The organism is Bradyrhizobium sp. (genome assembly GCF_035484855.1).
Taxonomy (GTDB): Bacteria; Pseudomonadota; Alphaproteobacteria; order Rhizobiales; family Xanthobacteraceae; genus Bradyrhizobium.
Genome location: NZ_DATHOP010000051.1, coordinates 64,539 through 87,410, shown reverse-complemented (window position 1 = coordinate 87,410; position 22,872 = coordinate 64,539). Strand labels below are relative to the sequence as shown.

Below are 22,872 nucleotides of genomic sequence, written 5' to 3'. Positions count from 1 at the left end.
GCAAGCGCGCAGGATCTGGACGACGAATTGCAAACCGCGCGCAACGCCACCGTCGATATCGCCGGCGTGACGTTCGCCGCCGATCTCTCCGGCGCCTTGTTCTGGGAAGACCAGGGCCTGCTGGTCGTTTCCGACCTGCATCTGGAAAAGGGTTCGAGCTTCGCCGCGCGCGGCGTGCTGCTGCCGCCCTACGACACCGTGGCGACGCTCGGCCGCCTCGCCGCCGTGATCGCCCGTCACGACCCGCGCATGGTGATCGCGCTCGGCGACAGTTTTCACGACCGCGCCGCGCCCGACCGGTTGTCCGCGCCGGACCGCGACACCATCGCGGCCTTTCAGGTGGGGCGCGACTGGATCTGGATCTCCGGCAATCACGATCCGGCGCTGCCCGCCGATCTCGGCGGGCTGGTCGCCAGCGAAGTCGCGATCGGCGAAATCGTGTTCCGCCACGAGCCCACGGGTGCTGCCGGCGAAATCGCCGGCCATCTGCATCCCAAGGCGCGGGTGTCGACCCGCGGCCGAACCATGGAGCGGCGATGCTTCGCCTGTGACGGCGAGCGCGCGGTGATGCCGGCGTTCGGCGCCTATGCCGGGGGCCTCAGCATTCGCGATGCGGCGTTCGAAAGGATATTCCAGACGGCCGGCTTCATGGCGCATGTGCTCGGCGATGTCCGGCTGCACATCATTGCCGCCTCGCGCTGCTATTGAGCGTTCGGGCCTCGGATCGCGAGAAATTTGCCGATTTGTTCCGGCGGCATGGGCCGGCTGATCAGATAGCCCTGCACATCGGTGCAGCCGTCCGACACGATACGGGCCATCTGCTCCTCGGTTTCGACGCCTTCGGCAACCGTTGCCATCCCGAGACTGTGACCGAGCGAGGCGATCGCGCGGACGATCGCCCGGCCGGTGGCGTCGTTGGGCGTGCCTCGCACGAAGGACTGATCGATCTTGATCCTGTCGAACGGAAAGCTGCGCAAATAGCCTAGCGACGAATAGCCTATACCGAAGTCATCCAGCGCGACGCGCGCGCCGATCTGGCGAAGATTCTGCAGCGTCGCAAGCGCGGTTCCCCCGGCGTCGAGCATCACGCTTTCGGTGATCTCGAGCTCCAGCCGCCGCGGGTCGAGGCCGCTTTCGCCGAGAGCCGACATGATCGTCGCCACGAGATTTTGGTTCTTGAACTGGATCGACGAAACATTGACGGAAACGTTTTGCGCGCCCGGCCATGTTGCGGCCTCCAGGCAAGCGGTCCGTAGCACCCATTCTCCGATCGAGTTGATGATGCCGGTATCTTCCGCGACCGGAATGAATTCGAGCGGCGACACCGCGCCCCGGGTCGGGCTCTGCCAGCGCAGCAAGGCTTCGAACCCGGTGATCGCGTTGAGCCGGAGATTGAACTGGGGTTGATAGACCAGCGCGAACTCGCCGCGCGCCAGCGCGCGGCGCAGGTCGATTTCGAGATTGCGGCGGTACCGCATCTTCTCGTCCATCGCCATCTCGAAGAAGCGATAGGTTCCGTGGCCGTCGCCCTTGGCGCGATGCAAGGCGAGATCGGCGTTCTTCAGCAGCTGCTCGCAGTCGGCCGTGCCGGCGGGGAACAGGACGATACCCGCGCTCGCGGCGACATCGATCAATTGACCCTCCACCAGGAAAGGACGTCCGATCAGATCGACGATCCGGCCCGCAAGGGCAGCCGCCGATTGCGGCTGCGGTGCACCGGCCTGGATGATGGCGAACTTGTCGCCGCCGAGGCGAGCGACGATATCGCCATGGCCGAGCGCGGAGCGGATCCGCTCCGCTACCTGGCCAAGCAGCCCATCGCCGATGTTGCGTCCAAGCGATTCGTTGATGGCCTTGAAGCGATCAAGATCGATCACGAGCAAGGCGGCACCAGTGCCCGCGCGATCCGGATTGGTCAGCAGCTCCGCCAGCTGTTCGTGGAACATCAAGCGGTTGCCGAGTTTGGTCACGGTGTCGGTGCGCGCCTTGGCCGATCGTTCGGTCATGCTGTAGGCGCTGACCAGCCACCCGCCGTCCATCGGAATGGTCTCGACCCAGAACGCCCGGCCATCGGCCAGGGTGATCTGGCGCTCGCATTTGCCGTTGTTGGCGCCGGCGTCGCGGTTGATGCGATCGAAAAGCTCGGCATCGGCGAACAGTTTTCCGAACACCAGATTGGGCATCAGCAGCTTGCCGTCGGGCCCCATGATGGCGACCGCCCGGTTCATGCTCATGAATGCGCTGAGCGCCAGCTGGGCGGCGCGATCGGACTGAGCAGCCGAATTCCTGGCCTTCCGATGTTTCGGAGAGCCGGCAGGGTCGATTGGGGAATCCGTCGCGGCAATGGCCATAGTCCAGCCAGCAGACAGCCTCAAAGTTGCGAATCCGTGAACCTGCTGCGGTGACGGCACTGAGCGTGAACAGTCCGTTAGCCAAACTCCGGACAAATACGGAGGTGATCGATCGTATTGCAGCCCGCCAGCAGCGGCGCGTTAATCCTTCCGGAAAACGACCGAGCCCATCCAGCCGGTCATCAGCGCCATGCAGGCGGCGACCAATTCATGGACCACGCCGTCCTGGCGGGTGCCGCAAAAGTCTTGCTAAAAAAGGTGTTGCATTCGATACGATTTAGATATATCTAAGCTGTATCGAAAATGGATCGAAAGAAAAATGCGTCACAGACACTCAGACCGAGAGCATCACGGCGGCCGCTTTGGCCGCGGGCCGGCCGCAGCCGGCGACCATGAACGCGACGATGGGCGCGGCCACCATAGGCATGGCCGCCGATCGGGACGTTTGTTCGACCATGGCGAGCTTCGCCTCGTGGTCCTCAAATTGATTTCCGAACGTCCTCGACATGGCTACGAGATCATCAAGGAGATCGAAGATCGCGTGGCCGGGACCTACAGCCCCAGTCCCGGGGTCATCTATCCGACCCTGACAATGCTCGAAGAACTCGGGCATGCGACCCTGGTCGAAAGCGACGGCAGGAAGCTCTACGCCATCACCGCCGAGGGCACCGACTACCTCGCAGCGAACAGAACCGCGGTCGAGCACGCGCTGGCGCGCATGCAATCGGTAAATACCAGGCACGGCGGCGGCCCTGCCCCCGAGATCACGCGCGCGAGAGAAAACCTCAAATTGGCACTTCGCTTGCGGGAAGGACGCGGTCCCCTGACCGAGCAGCAAGTCCGCGATATCGCCGCCGCGCTCGACGCGGCCGCGGTCGCGATTGAGCGTTGCTAGGATTTGCGGGTATTGCCCGTTTGCGCACCGCCATCACGCAACGGCGTTGCGCCGGCTGCGTGCACGAACGCCTTGCCAACTTCCTTCCACAGCCTGCGGTCCGCGAAGCGCGACAGTGTCGCGCCCAACCAAGCTGTCGATCCCTGATCTGCCATCGACGGACGAACCGCACGGCGCAACAAAACTGATGGTTCCTCTATGAGTGACACGATAGCTGCCCCCGTCGACCCGTCGCTACCTGCGAAGCGGTCCTTCGCGGCGATGCGCCACCCGGGCTTTCGCGCCCAATTCACCACCTTCGTGCTCGCCATGATGGCGGACAATATCGAGCACGTCATCAGCTACTGGATGCTGTATCAGAAATTCCACTCGCCGGCGCTCGCGGGTTTCGCCGTCGTGTCGCATTGGCTGCCGTTCCTGATGTTTTCGGTCGCCTCCGGCGCGCTCGCCGATCGCTTCGACCCACGCCGGATCATCCAGATCGGCATGATGCTCTTCATTATCGCATCCCTGAGCTGGAGCTATTTCTTTGTCACGGGCACCCTGCAGATGTGGCAGGCCATGGTGATTTTGGTGATTCATGGCTGTGCCGGGGTGCTGTGGCAGACGCCGAACCAGATGTTGCTCTACGATATCGTCGGCCCGTCGGATCTGGAGAGCGCGGTACGGCTCAACGCGATGGCGCGTTATCTCGCGGTGCTGGTTGGTCCGGCAGTCGGCGCCGCCATCCTGCTCGCGTTCGGGCCGGCACCGGGCATCATGCTCAACACCGTGTTCTATTTGCCGCTGGTGCTATGGCTGGTGAACGCGCCGTACGGTCCGCGCTACCGCCTCGGCAAGCCTGCGCCGCGCCGCGCCGTCCGCGGACTTGGCGACATCGTGCAGACAATGCGGGATATCAGGGTTCATTCCGTCATCGTCTCGATGACGCTGCTCGCCGGCGCGGCCTCGTTCTTCGTCGGCAATGCCTATAGTTCCCAGATGCCGGGTTTCGCGAACGATCTCGGCCATGGCGATCCCGGCCTGTCTTACAGCCTGCTCCTCGCCGCGGATGCCGCCGGCGGGTTGCTCGGGGGCGTCATGCTCGAAGCCAGGGGATTGCTGCCGCCGCGGCCGCGCACCGCCATCGTGCTCGCCATGTTGTGGTGTGTGGCGCTGGCGGTCTTCTCGCTGGCCAAGAGCTATCCGCTCGCCGTCGGCTTCCTGTTTGCCGCGGGATTCCTGGAATTATCCTTCAACGCCATGGCGCAGACCCTCGTCCAGATGAATGCTCCGCCCGACAAGCGCGGACGTGTCATCGGTCTGTTCAATATGTCGAGCCTTGGCTTGCGCGCCTTCAGCGGCGTTTCCGTTGGCCTGTTAGGCAGCCTGATCGGCGTGCACTGGTCGCTTGCGCTTTCGGCTCTCGCCACATTGGCGATTGCCGGCGGACTGCTGGCCATCCCTTGACTGCGCAAGGCCGCCGCACCCGCACTGGGTATGCGGGTCTCCGCGGAGGATCAATCCTTGCGGAACACGATCGAGGCCATCCAGCCGGTCATCAGCGCCATGAACGCCGTGACAAGGCCATAGACCAGGCCGTCCTGGCGTGCCCTGGTGGCGACGAACTGCTCGAAGCCGACCTTGACGATCTCGAACGTGGTCTCGGTCTTCGTCACCAGCGCGCCGCCGGAAAACAGCTGGATCTCGACATTGTAGGTGCCGATCGGCACTTCGGCCGGCAGCGGGATGCCGGTGCGGAACAGCGTCGGCGTCAGGAAGGTCACCGCGGAGGTGTCCTCGCGGTAGAGGCCGTGCTCGCTGCGCAGCCGCACGAAGGCGCTGCGGAATGCGTCGTTCGGCACCACGTCGGCGTAATCGGGCCCGACCCGCTGGGTCAACAGCACGTTGTTCAATCCGAGCTGCTGCCGCCGCTCGACGTCGGGGGAAGCGATGGCGTTGAAGGGCCGGTTGGCAAACAGCGCCAGATAGGTCGGCACCTGCAGGAACTGGCGGTAATCGGTGTTGATCCAGATGCCGAATTTGCGCTCCTTGCGCCGCGTCACCATGTCGGCGGGGGGCCCTGCGACGGTGACGACCAGATCGTAATTGTTGCGGGTCGACGGCGTCGTGGCGTCCTTTTCGACCGAGCCGAACAACACCAGCTCCTCGCCGGAATAGTTCGGCGTCACCGTGACCCGGTGGTTGGAGACCGAGACGATCAGCCGCTCGGCGCGTGCCGGCGCCGGCGGTAGCGCCAGCGTCAGCACGGCGCCAATTGCGGTGAGGGCGGCGCGCGCGATCATGCGGCGCCTCCGGTTTCCCGGATGGTGAAGAGATCGTCGGGGCGTATCACGAGTTCGACGGCAAAGCGGATGCCGACCGCGAGAATCAACAATCCCAGCAACAGCCGCAGATGTTCGCCGCGAATCTTCTGCCCGGCGCGCGCGCCGAACTGCGCGCCGGTGACGCCGCCGACCATCAGGATCAGCGCCAGCACGGCGTCGACCAGATGCTTGGTGACCGCGTGCAGCAGGGTGGCGAAAATCATCGTGACCAGCGTGAGCACCATCGAGGTGCCGATCACGGTCGAGGTCGGCACCCTGAGGAAATAGATCATGATCGGGACCAGGATGAAGCCGCCGCCGATGCCCATCACCGCGCCGATGAAGCCGATGATGACGCCGACGCCGACCACCGGAATCACCGACAGATAGATCTTGGAGCGCTTGAAGCGCATCTTCAGCGGCAGGCCGTGGATCCAGCCATGGCTGCCGGGGCGGCGCATCGAAACCGGCGCGCCGCGGCGCGCGCGCAGGATGGCGCGCAGGCCTTCCCAGAACATCAGGCCGCCGACGGTGGTGAGCAGCAGCACGTAGGACAGCGCGATCATCAGGTCGAGCTGGCCGAGCGAGCGCAGCAGCGTGAAGGTCCATACCCCGAGCGTGGTGCCGACGATGCCGCCGCATAACAAGACCAGCGCCAGCGCCGGATCGATCGCGCGGCGGCGCCAATAGGACAGCGCGCCGGAAAACGACGAGGCCGCGATATGGCTGGCGACGGAGGCGACCGCGACCGCGGGCGCGATCCCGATGAAGATCAACAGCGGCGTCATCAGGAAGCCGCCGCCGATGCCGAACATGCCCGACACGAAACCCACGGCCGCGCCCATCGCCAGGATGAGGAAAATATTGACCGGAAGGTCGGCGATCGGAAGATAAAGTTGCACGCGCGGTTGCTTCGAGAATGGGCGGTGAGGCCGGCCGAAGCCGCTCACGGCGTGGTTTCTTCGGGAGCGCGGATCAACGGCCGCGCCCCTGCATAACCGAAATCGCCGCGCGGAGGGACTAAAGAATCCGCAACCGGGCGGCTTTTTTGCCGCGGCCGGCGACGCACCTTGCGGTGTGGTGAATAATTCAGATTAACGAGCCGCGCTTCAAGGCTTCCGGACCGGGTCGGTGACGAGGTTCATGGCCACGGCTTCCCTTGCGCCGAGCCAGCGGACGTCGCTGGTTGCGGACATCGCTTCCACGACCGCAGACGAGACGCCCATTCTGGTCATGTAGCTCAGCACCATCCCCGTGGTCCGCTGGGCTTCGGCAACCGGGTCGCGCCCGGGCGAAGACGTCACAAAGCGGTGGACCCCCAGCATCGATCCTTCGACGCCGTAACGGTTCTTGCCGCCGGCGTAGACCAATACGCAGGCGCTGGCGCAATAAGACGGCCTGAGCGCGCCCGAGGCGTCGACGACACCGACGGCCGTCGTCAATCCGCGCGATCGAATGATTTCTCCCATGATGACGGCCTGATCCACATCGCCGCCCGGCGAGGACATCAACACGGTATCGCCCGGCGCGAGATGGGCGTCGTCCACCTTGTCGCGGAACCAGCTCGCCGCGGCCGGGCCGATCTTGCCGCTGATGAACAGGGCGGGCCGGCCGGAGCTGCCGCCACCGAGGTCGACACCCCTCACCAGCGACGAGGTCAGGCTCGGCGAAAAATACTGGTCCCTCCAGTAGGCCCAGGCCTCGGGCCGCGACAGATCCCTGTAGGCGCGGACGCCGATGCTGGAAATCAGGACAACGAAGATCAGGACCGAGAGGAGATTCCGCCGGCTTCTGGTCGCAGGGCGAGGCCGCGGGGAGGGGGCGGCGGCCGGCTTGCGCGGCGGGGTCACCCAGGGCCCGGTCGGCGAGCTTCGGAATGGACCGTCCTGGTCCTGACCGTCATTGGCAGACAAATGATCCTCACGCGGCGTGATGCCGCGCCTGTCTACACGGGTTTTCCGAAGAAAAATATGGCGGCTGAGCCGCCAAGCGGCCTCAATGCGCGGCGGCGGTGCGCTTGGCCGCAACCGGCTTGACCGCGGGCTTTGGCGCGGCGGCGGCCTGCGCCGGCGCCGGGTCCCATCCGCCGGCCGGGCCCGCCACATTGATGGCGTCGTCGGGCTGCGGTTCAGGCGTGAAGGTCTGGATCGCGAGCTTGGCCGCGGCCAGCGATTGCGGGTCGAGCCGCTTGGCAATGTCGTCGCGCTTGTGCGCGGAATCGGCGTCGCCCTGCGCCGCCGCCAGACTGAACCATTTGAAGGATTCGGCGAGGTTCTGTTCGACGCCGATGCCGCGGGCATAGAGGATGCCGAGGTTGAACTGGCTGTCGGCGACGCCGCGATCGGCGGCTTTTCGGAACCATTGCGAGGCGCTCTTGTAATCGGCGCCCTTGCCGCCGCCATCGGCGTCAAGCACGGCGAGATTGTGCATCGCCTTGGCGTTGCCGCGCTCGGCGGCCTGCAGATAATAGCGCCGTGCGATATCGACGTCCTTTTTCACGGACAGGCCCTTCTCGTAGAAGGTGCCGAGCCGGAAGATCGCCGGCACCACGCCGGCCTGCGCCGCGCGATCATACCATTTCGCGGCCTCGTCGAGATTGACGGCAATCCCCTTGCCTTCGGCGAAGCGCACGCCGACTTCGTAGGCCGCGGTCGGATCGCCCTTCATCGCGGCGGCGCGCAACACCGGTCCGCCGATGCCGTCGGGCAGTCTTTCGGTTGGCGGCACCTGCACCATCGAGAGTTTATGGTTGCCGGGCGAGGCCATCGCTGTCGGAATCGAACCGGTGATATCGCTCGATGTGACCGGCGAGGCGGTGGGCGGCGCCGGCGGGATCGCAACCGATGCGCCGACATCGGCGGCAGGCGCGGGATTATTGAACGATTGCCGGCCGATCGGCGTCGGCGAGGTCATCGACGGTTGCTCCGGCGGCGTCGGCTTGGCGGCGTCATTGGCGGGCGGTTGCGCTGATGGCGGCGGCTCGCTGGTCTCGACTGCCGGCATCGGCGGCGCGCTGCTGCCTTCGAGCAGCGTCATCGCCATCTTGAAGGTGCCGAGCACGATCACGACCACGCTCGCGCCGACCAGCACCGAGCGGATCTTGGAGGTGATGGTGGAGGGTTCCTTGCCCTTGCCGGTGGCGCCTTTGAGCGGACCGCGGCCGGTCTTGGCGTCGGCAGGCGCAGCCGCAGCTGCCGCCTGCGCGGCGCGCCGCGCGGCGGCGATGAAGCTCGACGTGCTGGCCGGGGTGCTCACGGCGGCGGCCGGAATTTCGCTGATCGCGTTTTCGGACGCCGCGATGCGCTCCGACGGCGAGGCGACCCTGCCACTCGGCCGCGTGCCCGGTTCGAGCGGATGATCCGGCGGCAGATCCGGCTCGATCACCGGCCACGGCGTCGCCGTGTGCGGCACCAGGATTTCGCTGATGGCGCGCGGCGCCACCGGGGCCGCGGCCGTGACCTGCGTCGGCGCCGAGAAGGCGTGGAAATCCCGCGGCGCGGCCATGAAAGGCTCCTGCGCCGCGGCGGGATTGGGCAATTCCGGCTTCGGCTGCGGCGGCATCTCGACGCGCGCTGCGGCGGCCGGTTGCGGCAGGGGAGCTTGGGGCGCCGCGTATGGCGCTTCCATCGGCGGCGCAACCGGGGCTGCGCGCACGTTACGCAAATCGCCCTCGATCATCGCCAGCCGGTCGACCACATGGCCGAGCGTGTTATGAACGGCCTCCAGCGAATCCTGGGTATGACGGTCGGTTTCCGACTGGTTGAAGCGGATGTCGGACAATTCGCGCTTGACCACGTCGATCAGGCCGGAATCGACAGGTTCGGGCTCGCTGCGGCCGGTGTCGGCGGCGAGGCGGGCCACGGCCGCGTGCTGGGCTTCGAGGTGCCGCAGAATGTCCTGCAGCCCTTCCTCGACCCGCCCGAGATCGAGCGAGGGCCGGTGATCGCTCGAGGCTTCCAGCCGCTCCAGAAGATAGGACACGCGCTGCTCGAGATGGGCGAAGGCGGAGCTGTTGTCATTGCCGACCGGCATCCGGTCGAGGCGCTCGGACAGCGAGCGCAGCGCGCCTTCGAGATATTCGGTGTTTTCGCTTCGCGCCGGCGGTTCGCGCACTTCCAGCGCCGAGGTCAGCGCCGCGATGCGCTGCTCCAGCATTGCGAAGGAATCGCCGTTGCTCTCGGTGCGGCCGAGCTGGTCGACCTTCGCCGACAGCAGGCGGACATCTTCGGAGAGCCGGGCCAGCGCGTCGTTGGAGGCGACATTGGAGACGATGGCGCGAAGGGCGGCGATGGCGCCTTCGAGCTGCTGGACGGTGGAGGGATCGTCGCTGGAGCGCAGGATCAGGTCGAGCTTGGCGCCGAGATTGCGGATCGCCTCGTCATAGCCGGCGAGTTGCTCCGCCGGCATCAGCGAGCGCAGCACTTCGCGGATTTCGCCGAGCGCGCGCTCGATGCCGGCCAGCGCCTTTTCGTCGGTACCGCTCTGCTTGTTGTCGTCGATGCGGCGGGCCAGCGAACGGATTTCGCTTTCGATCGATTCGATCGCCCGGCGCGGCATCGCCTCGGTGATGGCGTGACGAATCTCGGAGAGTTCGCTGCGGAACGCGGCGATCGATTGCTCGATCCCGTCGGGACGCTGCAGCGCCTCGATCTGGCTCGTGATCTTGAGCAGATGCCGCTCGAGGATGGAAAAGTCCGGTCCCGGAGATGCTGGCGGCGCTGGCGGCGGCGCCATGGCGGGTGCCATTGCCGGCGCGGTCGGAGGCGCGCTACGCGGCGGCAGGCGCGGCGCTTGCCGCTGTGACGGCGCATCGAGTTCGCTCTGCCGTGCCGCGATTTCGGCGATCGCGGAATCGAGCGAGGCCGGGCTCAGCGGCGGCGAGGGACGATAGACCTGGGACGCCGCGCGCTCGACCATTTCGTTCTGGCGCTGCTTGTCCTGACGCTGGGCTTGCCTTGCGGCCGGATTGGAGATTTGCGACAGCCGCGCGTCGAGGCGCGAAATGGCATCGTTCAGCTGCCGGGCGACGCCCTGCTCGCTGCGCACGGTGTCGCCGCGCGGCTTGGGCTGCGAGATCTGTTCGATCTGGCGGGTAATGGAATCCAGCCGCTGATGGATGTCGGCGACGTCGCGGGTTTCCTGGCTCGGCGCCATCGGCCGCTGCTCGGCAGGCTCGCGAAAATTGGGCGGGGCGGATTCGCCGATGGTGGAATTGAGCCAGTCGTTCAGCGACATGCCGGCACGCCGCGCGGCGGCCTCGGCCCTCTCGCGGACGGATGGATCGATGCCCTCAACACTCCACGATACGCGCGAATTCATGCTCTGGTCCGGTTCCGACTCCGGCGCGCCACCTCGCGCCTTCAGCCTCCCCGCGCGTCCCTTGAGAAGAGACAATCGGATTCCGCGCAGGTCGTCTGCCTCAGACACCGACTTTTGGCTGTTACGGTAAATAACCGGTTAAGGAATCGGATCGGGAGCCCGGAAAGTTGGCTAAAGGCTCGAAATTGACGGGAATGATCGGCGGCGCGACTGGTCGCCCAACCAGGACGCGCCAGGTGATCCCCTCAAAACACCGGCTTGCGTTTCTCAAAGAAGGCGGCGAATGCTTCCCGCGCTTCGGGGCCGCCGACCGCCCGCTTGAACGCTTCCCCTTCCTCCGCCAGTTGCGCGTCGAGCTGGGGTTTATGACCGCGCATCAGCCGACGCGCCACCGCAAACGCCTCCGGCGCCTTCGATGCGAGCGCTTGCGCCTTTTCGAGCGCATGCGCATGGAGTTCGTCGGCCGATACAATCGCATTCACAAGACCCGCGGCAACGGCGGTCTCGGCGTCGAAGGTCTCCCCGAGCAGCAGCAGCGCCGAGGCGCGCTGCAGCCCGATATAGGCGGGCAATAGCACGGTCGAACCGGCCTCCGGGATCAGTCCCATGTCCACGAAGGGTGTCGATAGCTTGAGGTCGGGAGACCCATAGACCAGGTCGCAATGCAGCAGCATTGTGGTGCCAATGCCGACTGCCCTTCCATGCACTGCTGCAACGATTGGTTTCGTTGTACTGGTGATGGTGCGAACAAACCGGCCCTGCGGCGAATTCGTAAAATCGCCGGAAAGCGACATGAATTCCGCCAGATCATTTCCTGCGGTAAACGTCGATCCTTCGGCCGTCAGCAACACCGCGCGGATCGAATTACTGGAACTCGCCTGTTCGAGTAGATCGCAGATGCCGTGATACATGGCACCCGTCAGCGCATTTTTCTTCTCGGGGCGGTTTAACCGTGCTTCCAGCACGGCTCCGTGCCGAATGCTCAGAATGTGATCGGTCATCTGGCTGTCTCCCGCTTGGCCCTGTTATGTCGCAGTCGCTACCGCGCCAGATTGGCTGAAGCCGTCAGGCGATACGGTCATCCCTTGGTGTCGCGCTGGCTGCCGTTGATCGGCGTGACATTCATGTCGTTGGCGTTGGCCGACAGGGTTTGGAGCGCCTGCTCGCACCACTCCGCCACGGCATGCTCGTGGCGAAGCCCCATGTGCAGCACGAGCAGCCGGCCGGTCTCCGCGAGTGACGCGGCGCCATGGGGAAAGCGGCTGTCAAGAATATGTTCGAAGCGGGATAGACGGTCGCGATGATACTCCAGCCGCGCCATCAGGTCGGTGCGCAAGGAATCGATGTCGATGCTGTCAAGCGCGTAGAGCCGCACCAGCAGATCGTCCTTGATCGAAGCCGGGCTGCTCGGCCGCGCCGCCCAGTGCCGCAAGGCCGCTCTACCCTCGGGCGTGAGGGTATAGACCAGCTTGTTTGGCTTGCCCGTCTGCACGACCTCGCGGCCCTGGATGTGGCCCCGGTCGCGCAGCCGTGCGAGTTCGCGATAGATCTGCTGGTGGTCGGCTCTCCAGAAGAAACCGATCGACGCGTCGAACGTCTTGGCGAGTTCATAGCCCGTCATCGGACGTTCCGTCAGGCATACAAGGATCGCGTCACCGAGCGCCATCACGCGGGCCCCTCCCTCTTACGGCATCATTGACATTATGCATAAAGTTGCATATGCGTCAACGCACATAAAGATTGGCCGGCATCTTGCCGGGACCCGACGTCGTCATCGCGCGGACCGGAGACAGCATGACCATCACCGCCCTCGACAAGTGGTACGGCTATATGAAGTCCCACGACCATGCGGCGCTCTGGGATCTGCTTCATCCCGATGCGGTGTTCGAGAGCCCCGTCGTGCATACGCCGCAGCGCGGGCGCGACATCACCTTCAAATACCTGTCGAGCGCGGAAAAGGTGCTGGGCGGCCCCGGCTTCAGATATACCGGGGAATGGCGCAGCAATGACGGTGCGGTCCTCGAATTCGAAAACGACGTCGAGGGCGTCCGAATCAACGGTGTCGATATCATCACCTTCAGCGCGGATGGCCGGATCGCGCATTTCAAGGTGATGGTGCGCCCGCTCAAGGCGATCAATCTCCTGCATCGTTTGATGGGGGAGCAACTCGCAAAACAGTGAGACCAAAACAGTGAGACAATGTCTGCTGCCGTAATGTCGCAACGGCGCAGCGGATATTTGCCGCCAGGACCTCAGGAACCGGATAAGGTCAGTCTCCAGAGAATCGCAAGATTCCGCTTCAACGCCTGCCTCCAAAACACCTCCGCCAACTTTAGATTGCCCCTGCCGGGAGAACATCATGCCGATCTACAAAGCCCCCGTGGAAGACGTCCAGTTCCTGTTCAACGACGTGTTTCAGATCGACCGCTACGACAACCTTCCCGGCTTTTCCGACGCTTCCGCCGATGTGCGCGAGGCGATTTTGGGTGAGGCGGCGAAACTGGCGGAGGAAGTGCTGCAGCCGCTCAATCGCACCGGCGATCTGGAGGGCTGCGTCCGCCACGACGACGGCAGCGTAACGACGCCAAAGGGTTTCAAGGACGCCTTCAGGCAGGTCGCCGAAGGCGGCTGGCTCGGGCTGTCGGTGCCATCGGAATATGGCGGACAGGGCCTGCCGGTGGCGTTGAGCCAGGCGGTCACCGAATTCCAGTGCTCGGCCAACATGGCGTTTTCGATGTATGGCGGGCTCACCATGGGCGCGACCGCGGCGTTGATCGTGCACGGCAGGCCCGAACAGAAGAACCTGTTCGTGCCGAAGATGGTGGCGGGCGAGTGGACCGGCACCATGAACCTGACCGAGCCGCAATGCGGCACGGATCTGGGCCTGTTGCGCACCAAGGCGGTCAAGCAGGCCGACGGCAGCTACAAGATCACAGGCACCAAGATATTCATTTCCGCCGGCGAGCACGACCTGGCGGACAACATCATCCATCTGGTGCTGGCGCGAATCGAGGGCGCGCCCGCGGGCATCAAGGGCGTGTCGCTGTTCGTGGTGCCGAAAATCCTGGTCAATGCCGACGGCTCGCTGGGCGAACGCAACGGCGTCTCCTGCGGCTCGATCGAACACAAGATGGGCATCCACGGCAATTCCACCTGCGTGATGAATTACGACGGCGCCACCGGCTGGCTGATCGGCGAGGAAAACAAGGGCATGCAGGGCATGTTCGTGATGATGAACGAGGCGCGGCTCGGCGTCGCCGTGCAGGGGCTGGCACAGTCGGAAGTCGCCTATCAGAACGCCGTCGCCTATGCGCGCGATCGGCTGCAGGGCCGCTCGCTGACCGGGCCCAAGGCGCCGGACAAGCCGGCCGATCCGATCATCGTGCATCCCGACGTGCGCCGCACGCTGCTCACCATCCGCGCCTTCAACGAGGCGGCGCGCGCCATGGTGGTGTGGACCGCGCTGAAGAGCGACGTCGCCCACCGCTCCTCTGATCCTAAGGATCGCCAGGAGGCGGACGACCATATGGGGCTGATGACGCCGGTCCTGAAGGGCGTGCTTACCGACGTCGGCTTCTCCAACGCGGTGCTGGCGCAGCAGATGTATGGCGGCCACGGCTACATCGCCGAAAACGGCATGGAGCAGTTCGTACGCGACGCCCGCATCGCCATGATCTACGAGGGCGCCAACGGCATCCAGGCGCTCGATCTGGTCGGCCGCAAACTGCCGCGCGATGGCGGCCGCGCTGTGATGGCGTTCTTCAACGAGGTCGGTACGTTTGCCAAGGATCATGGCGGGGACGAGGCCATGAAGCCCTATGTGACGCCGATGAGCAGCGCGCTCGGCCATCTGCAGCAGGCCACCACCTGGCTGATGCAGAATGCGATGATGAAGCCCGACAATGCCGGTGCGGCGGCCACCGATTACATGCAGCTGTTCGGGCTCGTCACATTTGCCTATATGTGGGCGCGAATGGCGAAAGTGGCGCTCGACAAGATTGCGTCCGCGGGGACGACGCCCTATCTGACCACCAAGCTCGTGACCGGCCGCTTCTTCATGGAGCGGATGCTGCCGGAAACGTCGGTGCATCTTGCGCGCATCCAGACCGGCTGCGCGACCACCATGGAATTGGCGGCGGAAGCGTTCTGACCGGAGAAATTTTCTTCCCGCGGCCCTGCAAGGTCCGCGACATCTTCCAATCCGCCTATATATTATGATCCTCATACCAGGAGGGCGTCATGCCTGAGGCCTATATCTACGATCACGTTCGCACCCCGCGCGGGCGCGGCAAGCAGGATGGCGCGTTGCACGAGGTGACCGCGCTGGCGCTCGCCACCGCGCCGCTAAAGGCCCTGAAGCAGCGCAACCATCTGGCGGAAGGCGTGGTCGACGACGTCATCCTCGGGGTGGTCGATCCGGTCGGCGAGGCCGGAAGCGACATCGCGCGCTTCGCGGCGATCGAGGCGGGGCTTGGCGAATCCGTTCCCGGCGTCCAGATCAACCGGTTCTGCGCCTCCGGCCTCGACGCGGTGAATTTCGCCGCGGCGCAAATCATGAGCGGCCAGCATGAACTCACCATCGGCGGCGGCGCCGAATCGATGAGCCGGGTCGGCATCGGCGCTTCCGGCGGCGCCTGGCCGGTGGATCCCTCCATCGCGGTGCCGGCCTACTACATGCCGCAGGGCGTCTCGGCTGATTTGATCGCCACAAAGTACGGCTTTTCGCGCGACGACGTCGATGCCTATGCGGTGCAGAGCCAGCAGCGCGCCGGCAAGGCCTGGGACGAGGGCCGCTTCAAGAATTCGGTGATCCCGGTGAAGGACGTCAACGGGCTGACGCTCTTGGCCAAGGACGAGCACATGCGGCCTACCACGACGATGCAGTCGCTGGCGTCGCTGCAGCCGTCGTTCGCAGGCATGGCGCAGATGGGTGGCTTCGATGCGGTGGCGATCCAGTCGCATCCCGAGATCGAGCGCATCAATTACGTGCATCATGCCGGCAATTCCTCGGGGATCGTCGACGGCGCCGGCGCGGTACTGCTCGGCAGCGAAGCGGCCGGCAAGAAGCACGGCCTGAAGCCGCGTGCGAAAATCCGCGCCTTCGCCAATATCGGCTCGGAGCCGGCGATGATGCTGACCGGCCCGGTCGACGTTACCGTAAAACTGTTCGAACGCTCCGGCATGAAGAAATCCGATATCGATCTGTTCGAACTCAACGAAGCCTTCGCCTCGGTGGTGCTGCGCTACATGCAGGCTTTCGACATCGACCCCGACAAGATCAACGTCAATGGCGGCGCGATCGCGCTCGGCCATCCGCTGGGGGCGACGGGTGCGATGATTCTCGGCACCGTGCTCGACGAACTCGAGCGCACCAACAAGCAGACCGCGCTGGTGACCTTGTGCATCGGCGGCGGCATGGGGACCGCGACCATCATCGAGCGGGTGTAAACATCTGCTGACAAGAACTCAGGCGTCATCCTGAGGTGCGAGGGCGAAGCCCGAGCCTCGAAGGATGGAGAGAGTCATCCTTCGAGGGCCTCGCAAGGGCGAGGCCACCTCAGGATGACGTAGACAACAAGCCGTAGGGTGGGCAAAGGCGCTCTTTGCGCCGTGCCCACCATCTAAATCCGACCGTGTAGGTGGTGGGCACGCTTCGCTTTGCCCACCCTACGCAGTGACGCAGCGATTGAATTGGGAGCGACAACATGGCCTTCAAGAATTTCAAACTCGAAACCGACGCCGACGGCATTGCGCTGGTGACATGGGATATTCCCGGACGTTCGATGAACGTGCTGGACGAGACCACGATCACCGAGCTCGAGGAGATCGTGAAACAGACTTCCGCTGACGCCGCGGTCAAGGGCGTCGTCGTCACCTCGGGCAAGGAAGCGTTCTCCGCCGGCGCTGACCTTTCGATGTTGGAGGGCATGAACCGCCGCTACGGCGACATCCTGAAGGAAAAAGGCGAGGTCGCCGCCAACCAGATCCTGTTCGACGAGAGCCGCAGATCCTCGCTGGTGTTTCGTGCGATAGAAACCTGCGGCAAGCCGTGGGCGGCCGCGATCAACGGCCTTGCGCTGGCGGGTGCGTTCGAATTGACGCTGTCCTGCCACTACCGTGTCGCGGCCGATAATCCGAAGACCCGCCTTGGCCTGCCCGAGGTCAAGGTCGGGTTGTTTCCCGGCGCCGGCGGCACCCAGCGCGTGCCGCGCATCGTGGCGCCGCAGGATGCGATGCAGTTGCTGCTGAAGGGCGAGGCGGTCAATCTCGCCAAGGCCAAGGCGCTGAAGCTGATCGACGCCATCGTGCCGCCTGCCGATCTCATCAAGTCCGCGAAAGACTGGATCAAGGGCGGCGGCAAGGCGGTCGCGCCATGGGATACCAAGGAATTCCGCCTGCCGGGTGGCCCGGTCTATTCCAAGAATACCATGATGATGTTCGCGGCCGGCAACGCGATCTTCCGCCGCGAGACCTATGACAATTATCCGGCGGCGCGCGCCATCATGCAGTGCGTCTATGAGGGACTGCAGCTGCCGATCGACGCCGCGCTGCGGGTCGAGTCGCGCTACTTCACCCAGATCCTGCGCAGCAAGGAAGCCGCGGCGATGATCCGCAGCCTGTTCCTGTCGATGCAGGAATTGAACAAGGGCGCGCGGCGTCCGCAGAATGTGCCGCCGACCAAGGTGAAAAAACTCGCCATCATCGGCGCCGGCTTCATGGGCGCCAGCGTCGGCTACGTCTCGGCACGGGCCGGCATCGACGTGGTGCTGATCGACCGTGACCAGGAAAGCGCGGACAAGGGCAAGGGCCACGCCAAGGCGGTGATCGACGACCTGATCGCTAAGGGCCGCGCCAAGGAAAGCGAGCGCGACGCCATTCTCGGCCGCATCTCGGCGACATCAGATTACAGCGTTTTGAAGGATTGCGACCTGGTCATCGAAGCGGTGTTCGAGGATCGGAAGGTGAAAGCGGAGACCTACGCCAAGGCGCAGGCGCTGTTGAAACCGGACGCGATCTTCGCCTCCAATACCTCGACGCTGCCGATCAATTCGCTGGCGGAGGAGTTCAGGGACCAGAGCAAGTTCATCGGCATCCATTTCTTCTCGCCGGTCGAGAAGATGATGCTGGTGGAGATCATCGTCGGCAAGAACACCGGCGATGTCGCGCTCGCCACCGCGCTCGATTACGTGCGCGTGATCGGCAAGACGCCGATCGTGGTCAATGACAGCAGGGGCTTTTTCGCCAACCGCTGCGTGCTGCGTTTCACCGCCGAGGGGCTGGAAATGCTGATGGAAGGCGTGCCGCCGGCGATGATCGAGAACACCGCGAAGATGGCGGGCATGCCGGTCGGGCCGCTGTCGCTGTCGGATGAAGTCGCCCTCGATCTCGTGCTCAAGATCATGAAGGCGACCGAAGCCGATCTCGGCGCCAACGCCATCGACCAGGCCCAGAAGAAGCTGCTGGTCGAGATGGTCGAGAAACAGGGCCGCTTCGGGCGCAAGAACGGCAAGGGCTTTTACGACTATCCCGAGAAGGGCAAGGGCCAGAAGACCCTGTGGGCGGCGCTGTCCGGGCTGCAGCCAAAGCATCTTGATCCTGATACGCTCGACGTCGAGGAATTGAAGCAGCGCTTTCTCGTGGTGCAGGCGGTGGAAGCCGCGCGCACCGTGGAGGATCACGTCATCACCGACATGCGCGAGGCCGATGTCGGCTCGATCCTCGGCTTCGGCTTTGCCCCGTTCACCGGCGGCACGCTGTCCTATATCGACTTCATGGGGACGAAGAACTTCGTGGCGCTGTGCCACAAGCTCGAGGCCAAATACGGCTCGCGCTTTACCCCGCCGAAGCTTCTGGAAGAGATGGCCGCCAAGGGCGAGACTTTTTACGGCCGCTTCCCGCCGAAGAAGCTGGCGGCGGCGTAACGCTAACCTCGTCATTGCGAGGAGCGCTTGCGACGAAGCAATCCATACTTCCGCTTGCTGTGGGATGGATTGCTTCGCGGAGCCTGTCATCGGGCGCGCATTCGCGCGACCCGTTGGCTCGCAATGACGACTCTAACCGTCCCGGCCTCGCCGGGACGACGCTCTCACCTCGACACGTGCGCCGAGACCGCGAGCCAGCGGCCGTTCTGCCGCGCCCAGACGTCGGTGTAGCGGCCCGAGGCCTGTTGCCCGTCCGGCATCGTGTAGCTTGTCGCGGCATGGATGATGGCGAAATCGCCCATCAGGCGAATCCTGACGTCACGGGCTTCGAGATTCCTGATCGCGACCGGCTTTGCGGTCTGCGCCAGGAAGGCCGCGCGGTCGACCAGCGACTTGTCGGGATTGGAGCAATAGAAATCCTCGGCGAGGATTTCGTCGAACCGCTTGACGTCGGAATTCTGCACGGAATCGACGTAGTCGCGGTTCAGCGCGGTCAGTTCGGCAAGATCGTTTCGCATGATGTTCTCCTCCAGTTCTCATCCGTCATTGCGAGGAGCCCTTGCGACGAAGCAATCCATGCTTGCGCTTGCTGCAGCAATGGATTGCTTCGCGGAGCCTGTCATCGGGCGCGCGTTCGCGCGACCCGTTGGCTCGCAATGACGCTGTTGGTTGCGCTCTCGTTTCACGTGTTCAATCTTCAATCGTCAAACATCGGCGGCGGTGTGAATCCGCCGAATTCGCGCTCGATCAGTTCGGCGAGTTTCAGCGGCGTGCGGTCTTCCAGGAAGGGACCCACGATCTGCACGCCGGTCGGCAGGCCCTGCGGCGAAAGCCCTGTCGGGATCGCGGTCGCCGGCAGGCCGGGCAGCGTGGCGATGCCGGGCCATGCCAGCTGATCCGAATAGAGGTAATCCTTGCCGTCGATCGCGATGTGGCGCGCTTCCTGCGGCTCCGAATGATCTTGCGGATAGGCCGGCGTCGGCATCAGAGGGCAGATCACCGCGTCGAACGTCTTGAACAGTTCGCGCCACCGCGCCCGCAGGCCCGCGCGCGCGCCATCGGCCACCAGCCAGTCGCGGTGGCTGAGCACGAGGCCGCGCAACCGCTCCGCCTTCAGGCTGATATCGTCGGAAGCGAGCTTCGAAGCCGTCGCCGTGGCGTCGGCATAGGCCTCCGGCGTGAAGGCCGTACCGAACAAGGCCATCAGCATCCGCATATAGAGCCGGCTCGATGCGGCGAAGTCGGGCAGCAACGGGCTGTTGCGCGCGACTTTCACGCCGGCCTTGCCGAGGCTGGCGGCCAGTTTCTCGATACCGGCGCGCACGTCCTTGTCGGTCGGCAGCACCGGATCGGTGTCGATCAGCAGCACGCGGAAATTCTTCAAGTCGCCGTGGCGCGGCGGCGGCAATGCGAGCCTGTAGGCGGTGCCGGCCTCCAGCGGATCCGGCCCGGCGATCACGTCGAGCAGCAGCGAAAGGTCGGCGGCCGAGCGCGCCATCGGCCCGATCACGCTGAGATCGCGGCTGGGCGGCAGCGGCGGCAATGGCGGCGGCGTGTGGCCGCGATTCGCCACCAGCGCATAGGTCGGCTTGTGCGCGTAGACGCCGCAATGAAACGCAGGCACCCGCAGCGAGCCGCCGATATCGGAGCCGAGCGAGAGCGGGCCGTATCCTGCCGCCAGCGCCGCCGACGATCCGCCGGAGGAGCCGCCGGGGGTGCGGCCGAGATCATAGGGATTGTTGGTGGTGCCGTAGATCTCGTTATAGCTCTGCCAGTCGCCGAGCCCGATCGGCACGTTGGTCTTGCCGAGGATCACGCCGCCGGCGTCCTTGACCCGCGTAATCGACAGCGCGTCTTCCTTTGCGACAAAATCCTTCTGCGCCGGAAAGCCCCAAGTCGTCGGCAGGCCGGCGACGTTGTAGGATTCCTTCACCGTCATGGGAATGCCGAGCAGCGCGCCCGTTGCGCCGCTCGCCCGCGCGGCGTCGGCGGCGCGGGCCGCCTCCAGGCCGCGGTCGAAATCGCGCACGCAAACCGCGTTGATCCGGCCGTCGTGACGCTCGATGCGGCCGATCGCGTCCTGCGCCAATTCCGCGGCGGAGACTTTCTTCGCCGCCAGCGCCGCCGACAATTCGGTGGCGCTGCAAAAACTCCATTGCGATTTGGCCAAGGCGTGCTCCCGGTGACGTGTTGCGTGACCGGATGATGCTTGTTTTTGACGGCGTCCGCTAGATCGCTATTGCCGTCGCAGAGCTGCTATCTCGGCAGCATCCGCTATCCCGGCAGCATCCGCTGCATGATGCGGTCGCGATAGAAGAAGAGATGGGCCAGCGCCCCCGCGACATGGAGGCCGATCAGCACCAGCAGCGACCATTCCGCGGCCTGATGCAGGCCGTCGATCGCCTTGCCGGCCGCGGCATTGTCGGATGCCAGCATCGGCATCGGCACCAGGTAGAAAAACCAGATCGACCAGCCGCGGAACGATGCGAACAGCCAGCCGGTCATGGTGGTTGCCAGCACCAGGACGTAGAGCAGCCAGTGCACGGCTTCCGAGGATCGTCGCTGCCAGGGCTGAAGGGCACTGTCCGGCGGCACCGGATGCGTCAGCCGCCACACCAGTCGAAGCAGGATCAGCACCAGGATGCTGATTCCAATCGAGATATGCAACGTCATGCCGACGCCGGGCTTCATGTTGCGATGGATGTCCGGCATCAGCCAGCCGATCGAATATTGCACCACGAGCAGGGCCACGATGGCCCAATGGAAGACTTTCGCGGTGGTTCCGTATTGCAAACGGTCGGTCATGAGGTTCCCTGCCTGTACGATATCCTCGGCATCACCGTGATCCGGCCGGTGCCTGCTTTATTCCTTAGCAGCAAACAAAAATGATGGGATTTAGAATCGGTCAAGGCATGCGCCGCCGATGCCGCTATCGATATGGCGCGAGTGGATGAAAGCGATCGCTGCGCAGCGGTGCGCCGCCATGTCCGCAACCTGCTGACAAACACGCTGTCTGCCGTGTACGCTCCCGGTCGACAAAAAATGACCGCAAGCCAGGAGAGAACGATGAGGTTGGGATGGGCGAGGGGTGCGGCGATCGCCCTTGCGATTGGCGGCGCGACGACCGCGGCCGGTGCGGGCGAGATCAGGTTGGCCCAGCAGTTTTCGATGGGCTATTTGCAATTCAACGTCATGAAGCGTGACAGGCTGATCGAGAAATATGCCGCACAACGTGGCTTGAAGGATTTCAAAGTATCCTGGCAGCGCTTCAATGGCCCGGCGGCGATGAACGAAGCGCTGTTGTCGAATTCCACCGATATCGTGGCCGGCGGGGTGCCCGGCCTGATCACGCTGTGGGACAAGACCCAAGGCACCGCCTACGAGGTCAAGGGCATCTGCGCGCTCTCCTCGCAGCCGTTCCTGCTCAACACCGCCAATCCCGACGTCAAGTCGGTCAAGGATTTTGGCGAGCGCGACCGCATCGCGGTTCCCTCGATCAAGGTGTCGGTGCAGGCGGTGGTGCTGCAGATGGCGGTGGCCGCGGCCTTCGGCGAGGCCAACTACGCCAAGCTCGATTCCTTGACGGTGTCGATGTCGCCGCCGGATGCAACCATCGCCATGCTGGGCGGGGCGGGCGGAATCTCTTCCGTGTTCAGCGTGCCGCCGTTCCAGTTTCAGCAGCTGGAGCAGAAGAACATTCACACCGTGTTGTCATCCTTCGACGTGCTGGGGCCGCATACATTCACCGTGGCATGGACCTCGCTGCGGTTTCGCAAGGACAATCCCGAACTCTACGCCGCCTTCCTCGACGCCGTGAAGGAAGCGACCGCCATCGTCGTCGCCGACCCGACAGGCACGGCGCAAAGCTGGATCGACGATTCCGGCTCCAAACTGCCGCTCGAAATGGTGAAGAAGGTCGTGACCGGCCCCGATGTCGAATGGACCATGACGCCGGCGGCGACGATGAAATTCGCCAAATTCATGTACAAGGTCGGCACCACCAAACACGAGCCGGCATCGTGGAAGGACATGTTCTTTCCGGAGATCGGCGGCCTCGACGGCAGCTAGCACTTCCGCCG

Annotated in this window: 18 protein-coding genes; 8 read left to right on the top strand and 10 right to left on the bottom strand. The window is 64.5% G+C overall.

The window, feature by feature from the left end; translation table 11 throughout:
• Positions 1 to 15: 15 nt before the first annotated feature.
• Complete coding sequence (gene pdeM / locus VK804_RS06590) at positions 16 to 708, top strand: ligase-associated DNA damage response endonuclease PdeM (protein ID WP_414642728.1); 693 nt, start codon at positions 16 to 18, stop codon at positions 706 to 708.
• On the opposite strand, the gene VK804_RS06585 is transcribed toward pdeM, so the two are convergent.
• The gene (locus VK804_RS06585) at positions 702 to 2,234 is read right to left on the bottom strand and encodes a bifunctional diguanylate cyclase/phosphodiesterase (RefSeq protein ID WP_325369083.1); all 1,533 of its coding nucleotides are present in this window, start codon (positions 2,232 to 2,234) and stop codon (positions 702 to 704) included. The genes pdeM and VK804_RS06585 overlap by 7 nt on opposite strands.
• A gap of 589 nt (positions 2,235 to 2,823) precedes the next feature.
• Between VK804_RS06585 and VK804_RS06580 the strand changes: the two genes are divergently transcribed.
• Positions 2,824 to 3,246, top strand: coding sequence for a PadR family transcriptional regulator (locus tag VK804_RS06580; protein WP_325369081.1), 423 nt, complete (start codon positions 2,824 to 2,826; stop codon positions 3,244 to 3,246).
• 198 nt (positions 3,247 to 3,444) lie between these two features.
• Complete coding sequence (locus VK804_RS06575) at positions 3,445 to 4,695, top strand: MFS transporter (protein WP_325369079.1); 1,251 nt, start codon at positions 3,445 to 3,447, stop codon at positions 4,693 to 4,695.
• Between the two features lie 50 nt (positions 4,696 to 4,745).
• On the opposite strand, the gene VK804_RS06570 is transcribed toward VK804_RS06575, so the two are convergent.
• From VK804_RS06570 to VK804_RS06545, 6 genes are all read right to left on the bottom strand, one after another.
• Positions 4,746 to 5,531 (bottom strand): TIGR02186 family protein, encoded by a 786-nt coding sequence (locus tag VK804_RS06570; RefSeq protein WP_325369077.1) that lies wholly within the window; start codon positions 5,529 to 5,531, stop codon positions 4,746 to 4,748.
• Positions 5,528 to 6,454: a sulfite exporter TauE/SafE family protein gene (locus VK804_RS06565; protein WP_325369075.1), complete on the bottom strand. Its 927-nt coding sequence runs from the start codon at positions 6,452 to 6,454 to the stop codon at positions 5,528 to 5,530. Before VK804_RS06565 ends, VK804_RS06570 begins: the two co-directional genes overlap by 4 nt.
• Before the next feature lie 207 nt (positions 6,455 to 6,661).
• On the bottom strand, positions 6,662 to 7,465 hold the full coding sequence (locus VK804_RS06560) for a hypothetical protein (RefSeq protein ID WP_325369074.1): 804 nt from the start codon (positions 7,463 to 7,465) through the stop codon (positions 6,662 to 6,664).
• 82 nt (positions 7,466 to 7,547) lie between these two features.
• The gene (locus tag VK804_RS06555; protein WP_325369072.1) at positions 7,548 to 10,871 is read right to left on the bottom strand and encodes a hypothetical protein; all 3,324 of its coding nucleotides are present in this window, start codon (positions 10,869 to 10,871) and stop codon (positions 7,548 to 7,550) included.
• A 245-nt stretch (positions 10,872 to 11,116) separates the two neighbouring features.
• Complete coding sequence (locus VK804_RS06550; protein ID WP_325369070.1) at positions 11,117 to 11,872, bottom strand: enoyl-CoA hydratase; 756 nt, start codon at positions 11,870 to 11,872, stop codon at positions 11,117 to 11,119.
• A 77-nt stretch (positions 11,873 to 11,949) separates the two neighbouring features.
• On the bottom strand, positions 11,950 to 12,537 hold the full coding sequence (locus VK804_RS06545) for a PadR family transcriptional regulator (protein ID WP_325369068.1): 588 nt from the start codon (positions 12,535 to 12,537) through the stop codon (positions 11,950 to 11,952).
• Positions 12,538 to 12,665: 128 nt separating this feature from the next.
• On the opposite strand from VK804_RS06545, the gene VK804_RS06540 reads away from it, so the two are divergent.
• From VK804_RS06540 to VK804_RS06525, 4 genes are all read left to right on the top strand, one after another.
• Positions 12,666 to 13,052 carry a nuclear transport factor 2 family protein gene (locus tag VK804_RS06540; RefSeq protein WP_325369066.1) on the top strand — a complete coding sequence of 129 codons (387 nt, stop codon included), beginning with the start codon at positions 12,666 to 12,668 and terminating at the stop codon, positions 13,050 to 13,052.
• A gap of 178 nt (positions 13,053 to 13,230) precedes the next feature.
• The gene (locus VK804_RS06535) at positions 13,231 to 15,021 is read left to right on the top strand and encodes an acyl-CoA dehydrogenase C-terminal domain-containing protein (RefSeq protein WP_325369064.1); all 1,791 of its coding nucleotides are present in this window, start codon (positions 13,231 to 13,233) and stop codon (positions 15,019 to 15,021) included.
• A gap of 89 nt (positions 15,022 to 15,110) precedes the next feature.
• The gene (locus tag VK804_RS06530) at positions 15,111 to 16,319 is read left to right on the top strand and encodes an acetyl-CoA C-acetyltransferase (RefSeq protein ID WP_325369062.1); all 1,209 of its coding nucleotides are present in this window, start codon (positions 15,111 to 15,113) and stop codon (positions 16,317 to 16,319) included.
• 257 nt (positions 16,320 to 16,576) lie between these two features.
• Positions 16,577 to 18,793, top strand: coding sequence for a 3-hydroxyacyl-CoA dehydrogenase NAD-binding domain-containing protein (locus VK804_RS06525; RefSeq protein WP_325369060.1), 2,217 nt, complete (start codon positions 16,577 to 16,579; stop codon positions 18,791 to 18,793).
• 164 nt (positions 18,794 to 18,957) lie between these two features.
• Here VK804_RS06525 and VK804_RS06520 read toward each other — a convergent pair whose 3' ends face one another.
• The 3 genes from VK804_RS06520 to VK804_RS06510 all read right to left on the bottom strand — a co-directional run bounded on the left by VK804_RS06520 (position 18,958) and on the right by VK804_RS06510 (position 21,598).
• Positions 18,958 to 19,311: a nuclear transport factor 2 family protein gene (locus VK804_RS06520; RefSeq protein ID WP_325369058.1), complete on the bottom strand. Its 354-nt coding sequence runs from the start codon at positions 19,309 to 19,311 to the stop codon at positions 18,958 to 18,960.
• A 179-nt stretch (positions 19,312 to 19,490) separates the two neighbouring features.
• Entirely contained in the window at positions 19,491 to 20,963 is a 1,473-nt protein-coding gene (locus VK804_RS06515; protein ID WP_325369056.1) for an amidase, read from the bottom strand.
• Positions 20,964 to 21,067: 104 nt separating this feature from the next.
• Entirely contained in the window at positions 21,068 to 21,598 is a 531-nt protein-coding gene (locus VK804_RS06510) for a cytochrome b (RefSeq protein ID WP_325369054.1), read from the bottom strand.
• A 261-nt stretch (positions 21,599 to 21,859) separates the two neighbouring features.
• Between VK804_RS06510 and VK804_RS06505 the strand changes: the two genes are divergently transcribed.
• Complete coding sequence (locus VK804_RS06505; RefSeq protein ID WP_325369052.1) at positions 21,860 to 22,861, top strand: ABC transporter substrate-binding protein; 1,002 nt, start codon at positions 21,860 to 21,862, stop codon at positions 22,859 to 22,861.
• Positions 22,862 to 22,872: the final 11 nt, after the last annotated feature.

What these genes read in the sequence shown, in the direction of transcription:
- VK804_RS06585 (WP_325369083.1), bottom strand. Translation starts at nt 2,234, where the DNA reads ATGAGCATGAACCGGGCGGTCGCCATCATGGGGCCCGACGGCAAGCTG.
- VK804_RS06575 (WP_325369079.1), top strand. Translation starts at nt 3,445, where the DNA reads ATGAGTGACACGATAGCTGCCCCCGTCGACCCGTCGCTACCTGCGAAG.
- VK804_RS06570 (WP_325369077.1), bottom strand. Translation starts at nt 5,531, where the DNA reads ATGATCGCGCGCGCCGCCCTCACCGCAATTGGCGCCGTGCTGACGCTG.
- VK804_RS06555 (WP_325369072.1), bottom strand. Translation starts at nt 10,871, where the DNA reads ATGAATTCGCGCGTATCGTGGAGTGTTGAGGGCATCGATCCATCCGTC.
- VK804_RS06550 (WP_325369070.1), bottom strand. Translation starts at nt 11,872, where the DNA reads ATGACCGATCACATTCTGAGCATTCGGCACGGAGCCGTGCTGGAAGCA.
- VK804_RS06545 (WP_325369068.1), bottom strand. Translation starts at nt 12,537, where the DNA reads ATGGCGCTCGGTGACGCGATCCTTGTATGCCTGACGGAACGTCCGATG.
- VK804_RS06540 (WP_325369066.1), top strand. Translation starts at nt 12,666, where the DNA reads ATGACCATCACCGCCCTCGACAAGTGGTACGGCTATATGAAGTCCCAC.
- VK804_RS06535 (WP_325369064.1), top strand. Translation starts at nt 13,231, where the DNA reads ATGCCGATCTACAAAGCCCCCGTGGAAGACGTCCAGTTCCTGTTCAAC.
- VK804_RS06530 (WP_325369062.1), top strand. Translation starts at nt 15,111, where the DNA reads ATGCCTGAGGCCTATATCTACGATCACGTTCGCACCCCGCGCGGGCGC.
- VK804_RS06525 (WP_325369060.1), top strand. Translation starts at nt 16,577, where the DNA reads ATGGCCTTCAAGAATTTCAAACTCGAAACCGACGCCGACGGCATTGCG.
- VK804_RS06520 (WP_325369058.1), bottom strand. Translation starts at nt 19,311, where the DNA reads ATGCGAAACGATCTTGCCGAACTGACCGCGCTGAACCGCGACTACGTC.
- VK804_RS06510 (WP_325369054.1), bottom strand. Translation starts at nt 21,598, where the DNA reads ATGACCGACCGTTTGCAATACGGAACCACCGCGAAAGTCTTCCATTGG.
- VK804_RS06505 (WP_325369052.1), top strand. Translation starts at nt 21,860, where the DNA reads ATGAGGTTGGGATGGGCGAGGGGTGCGGCGATCGCCCTTGCGATTGGC.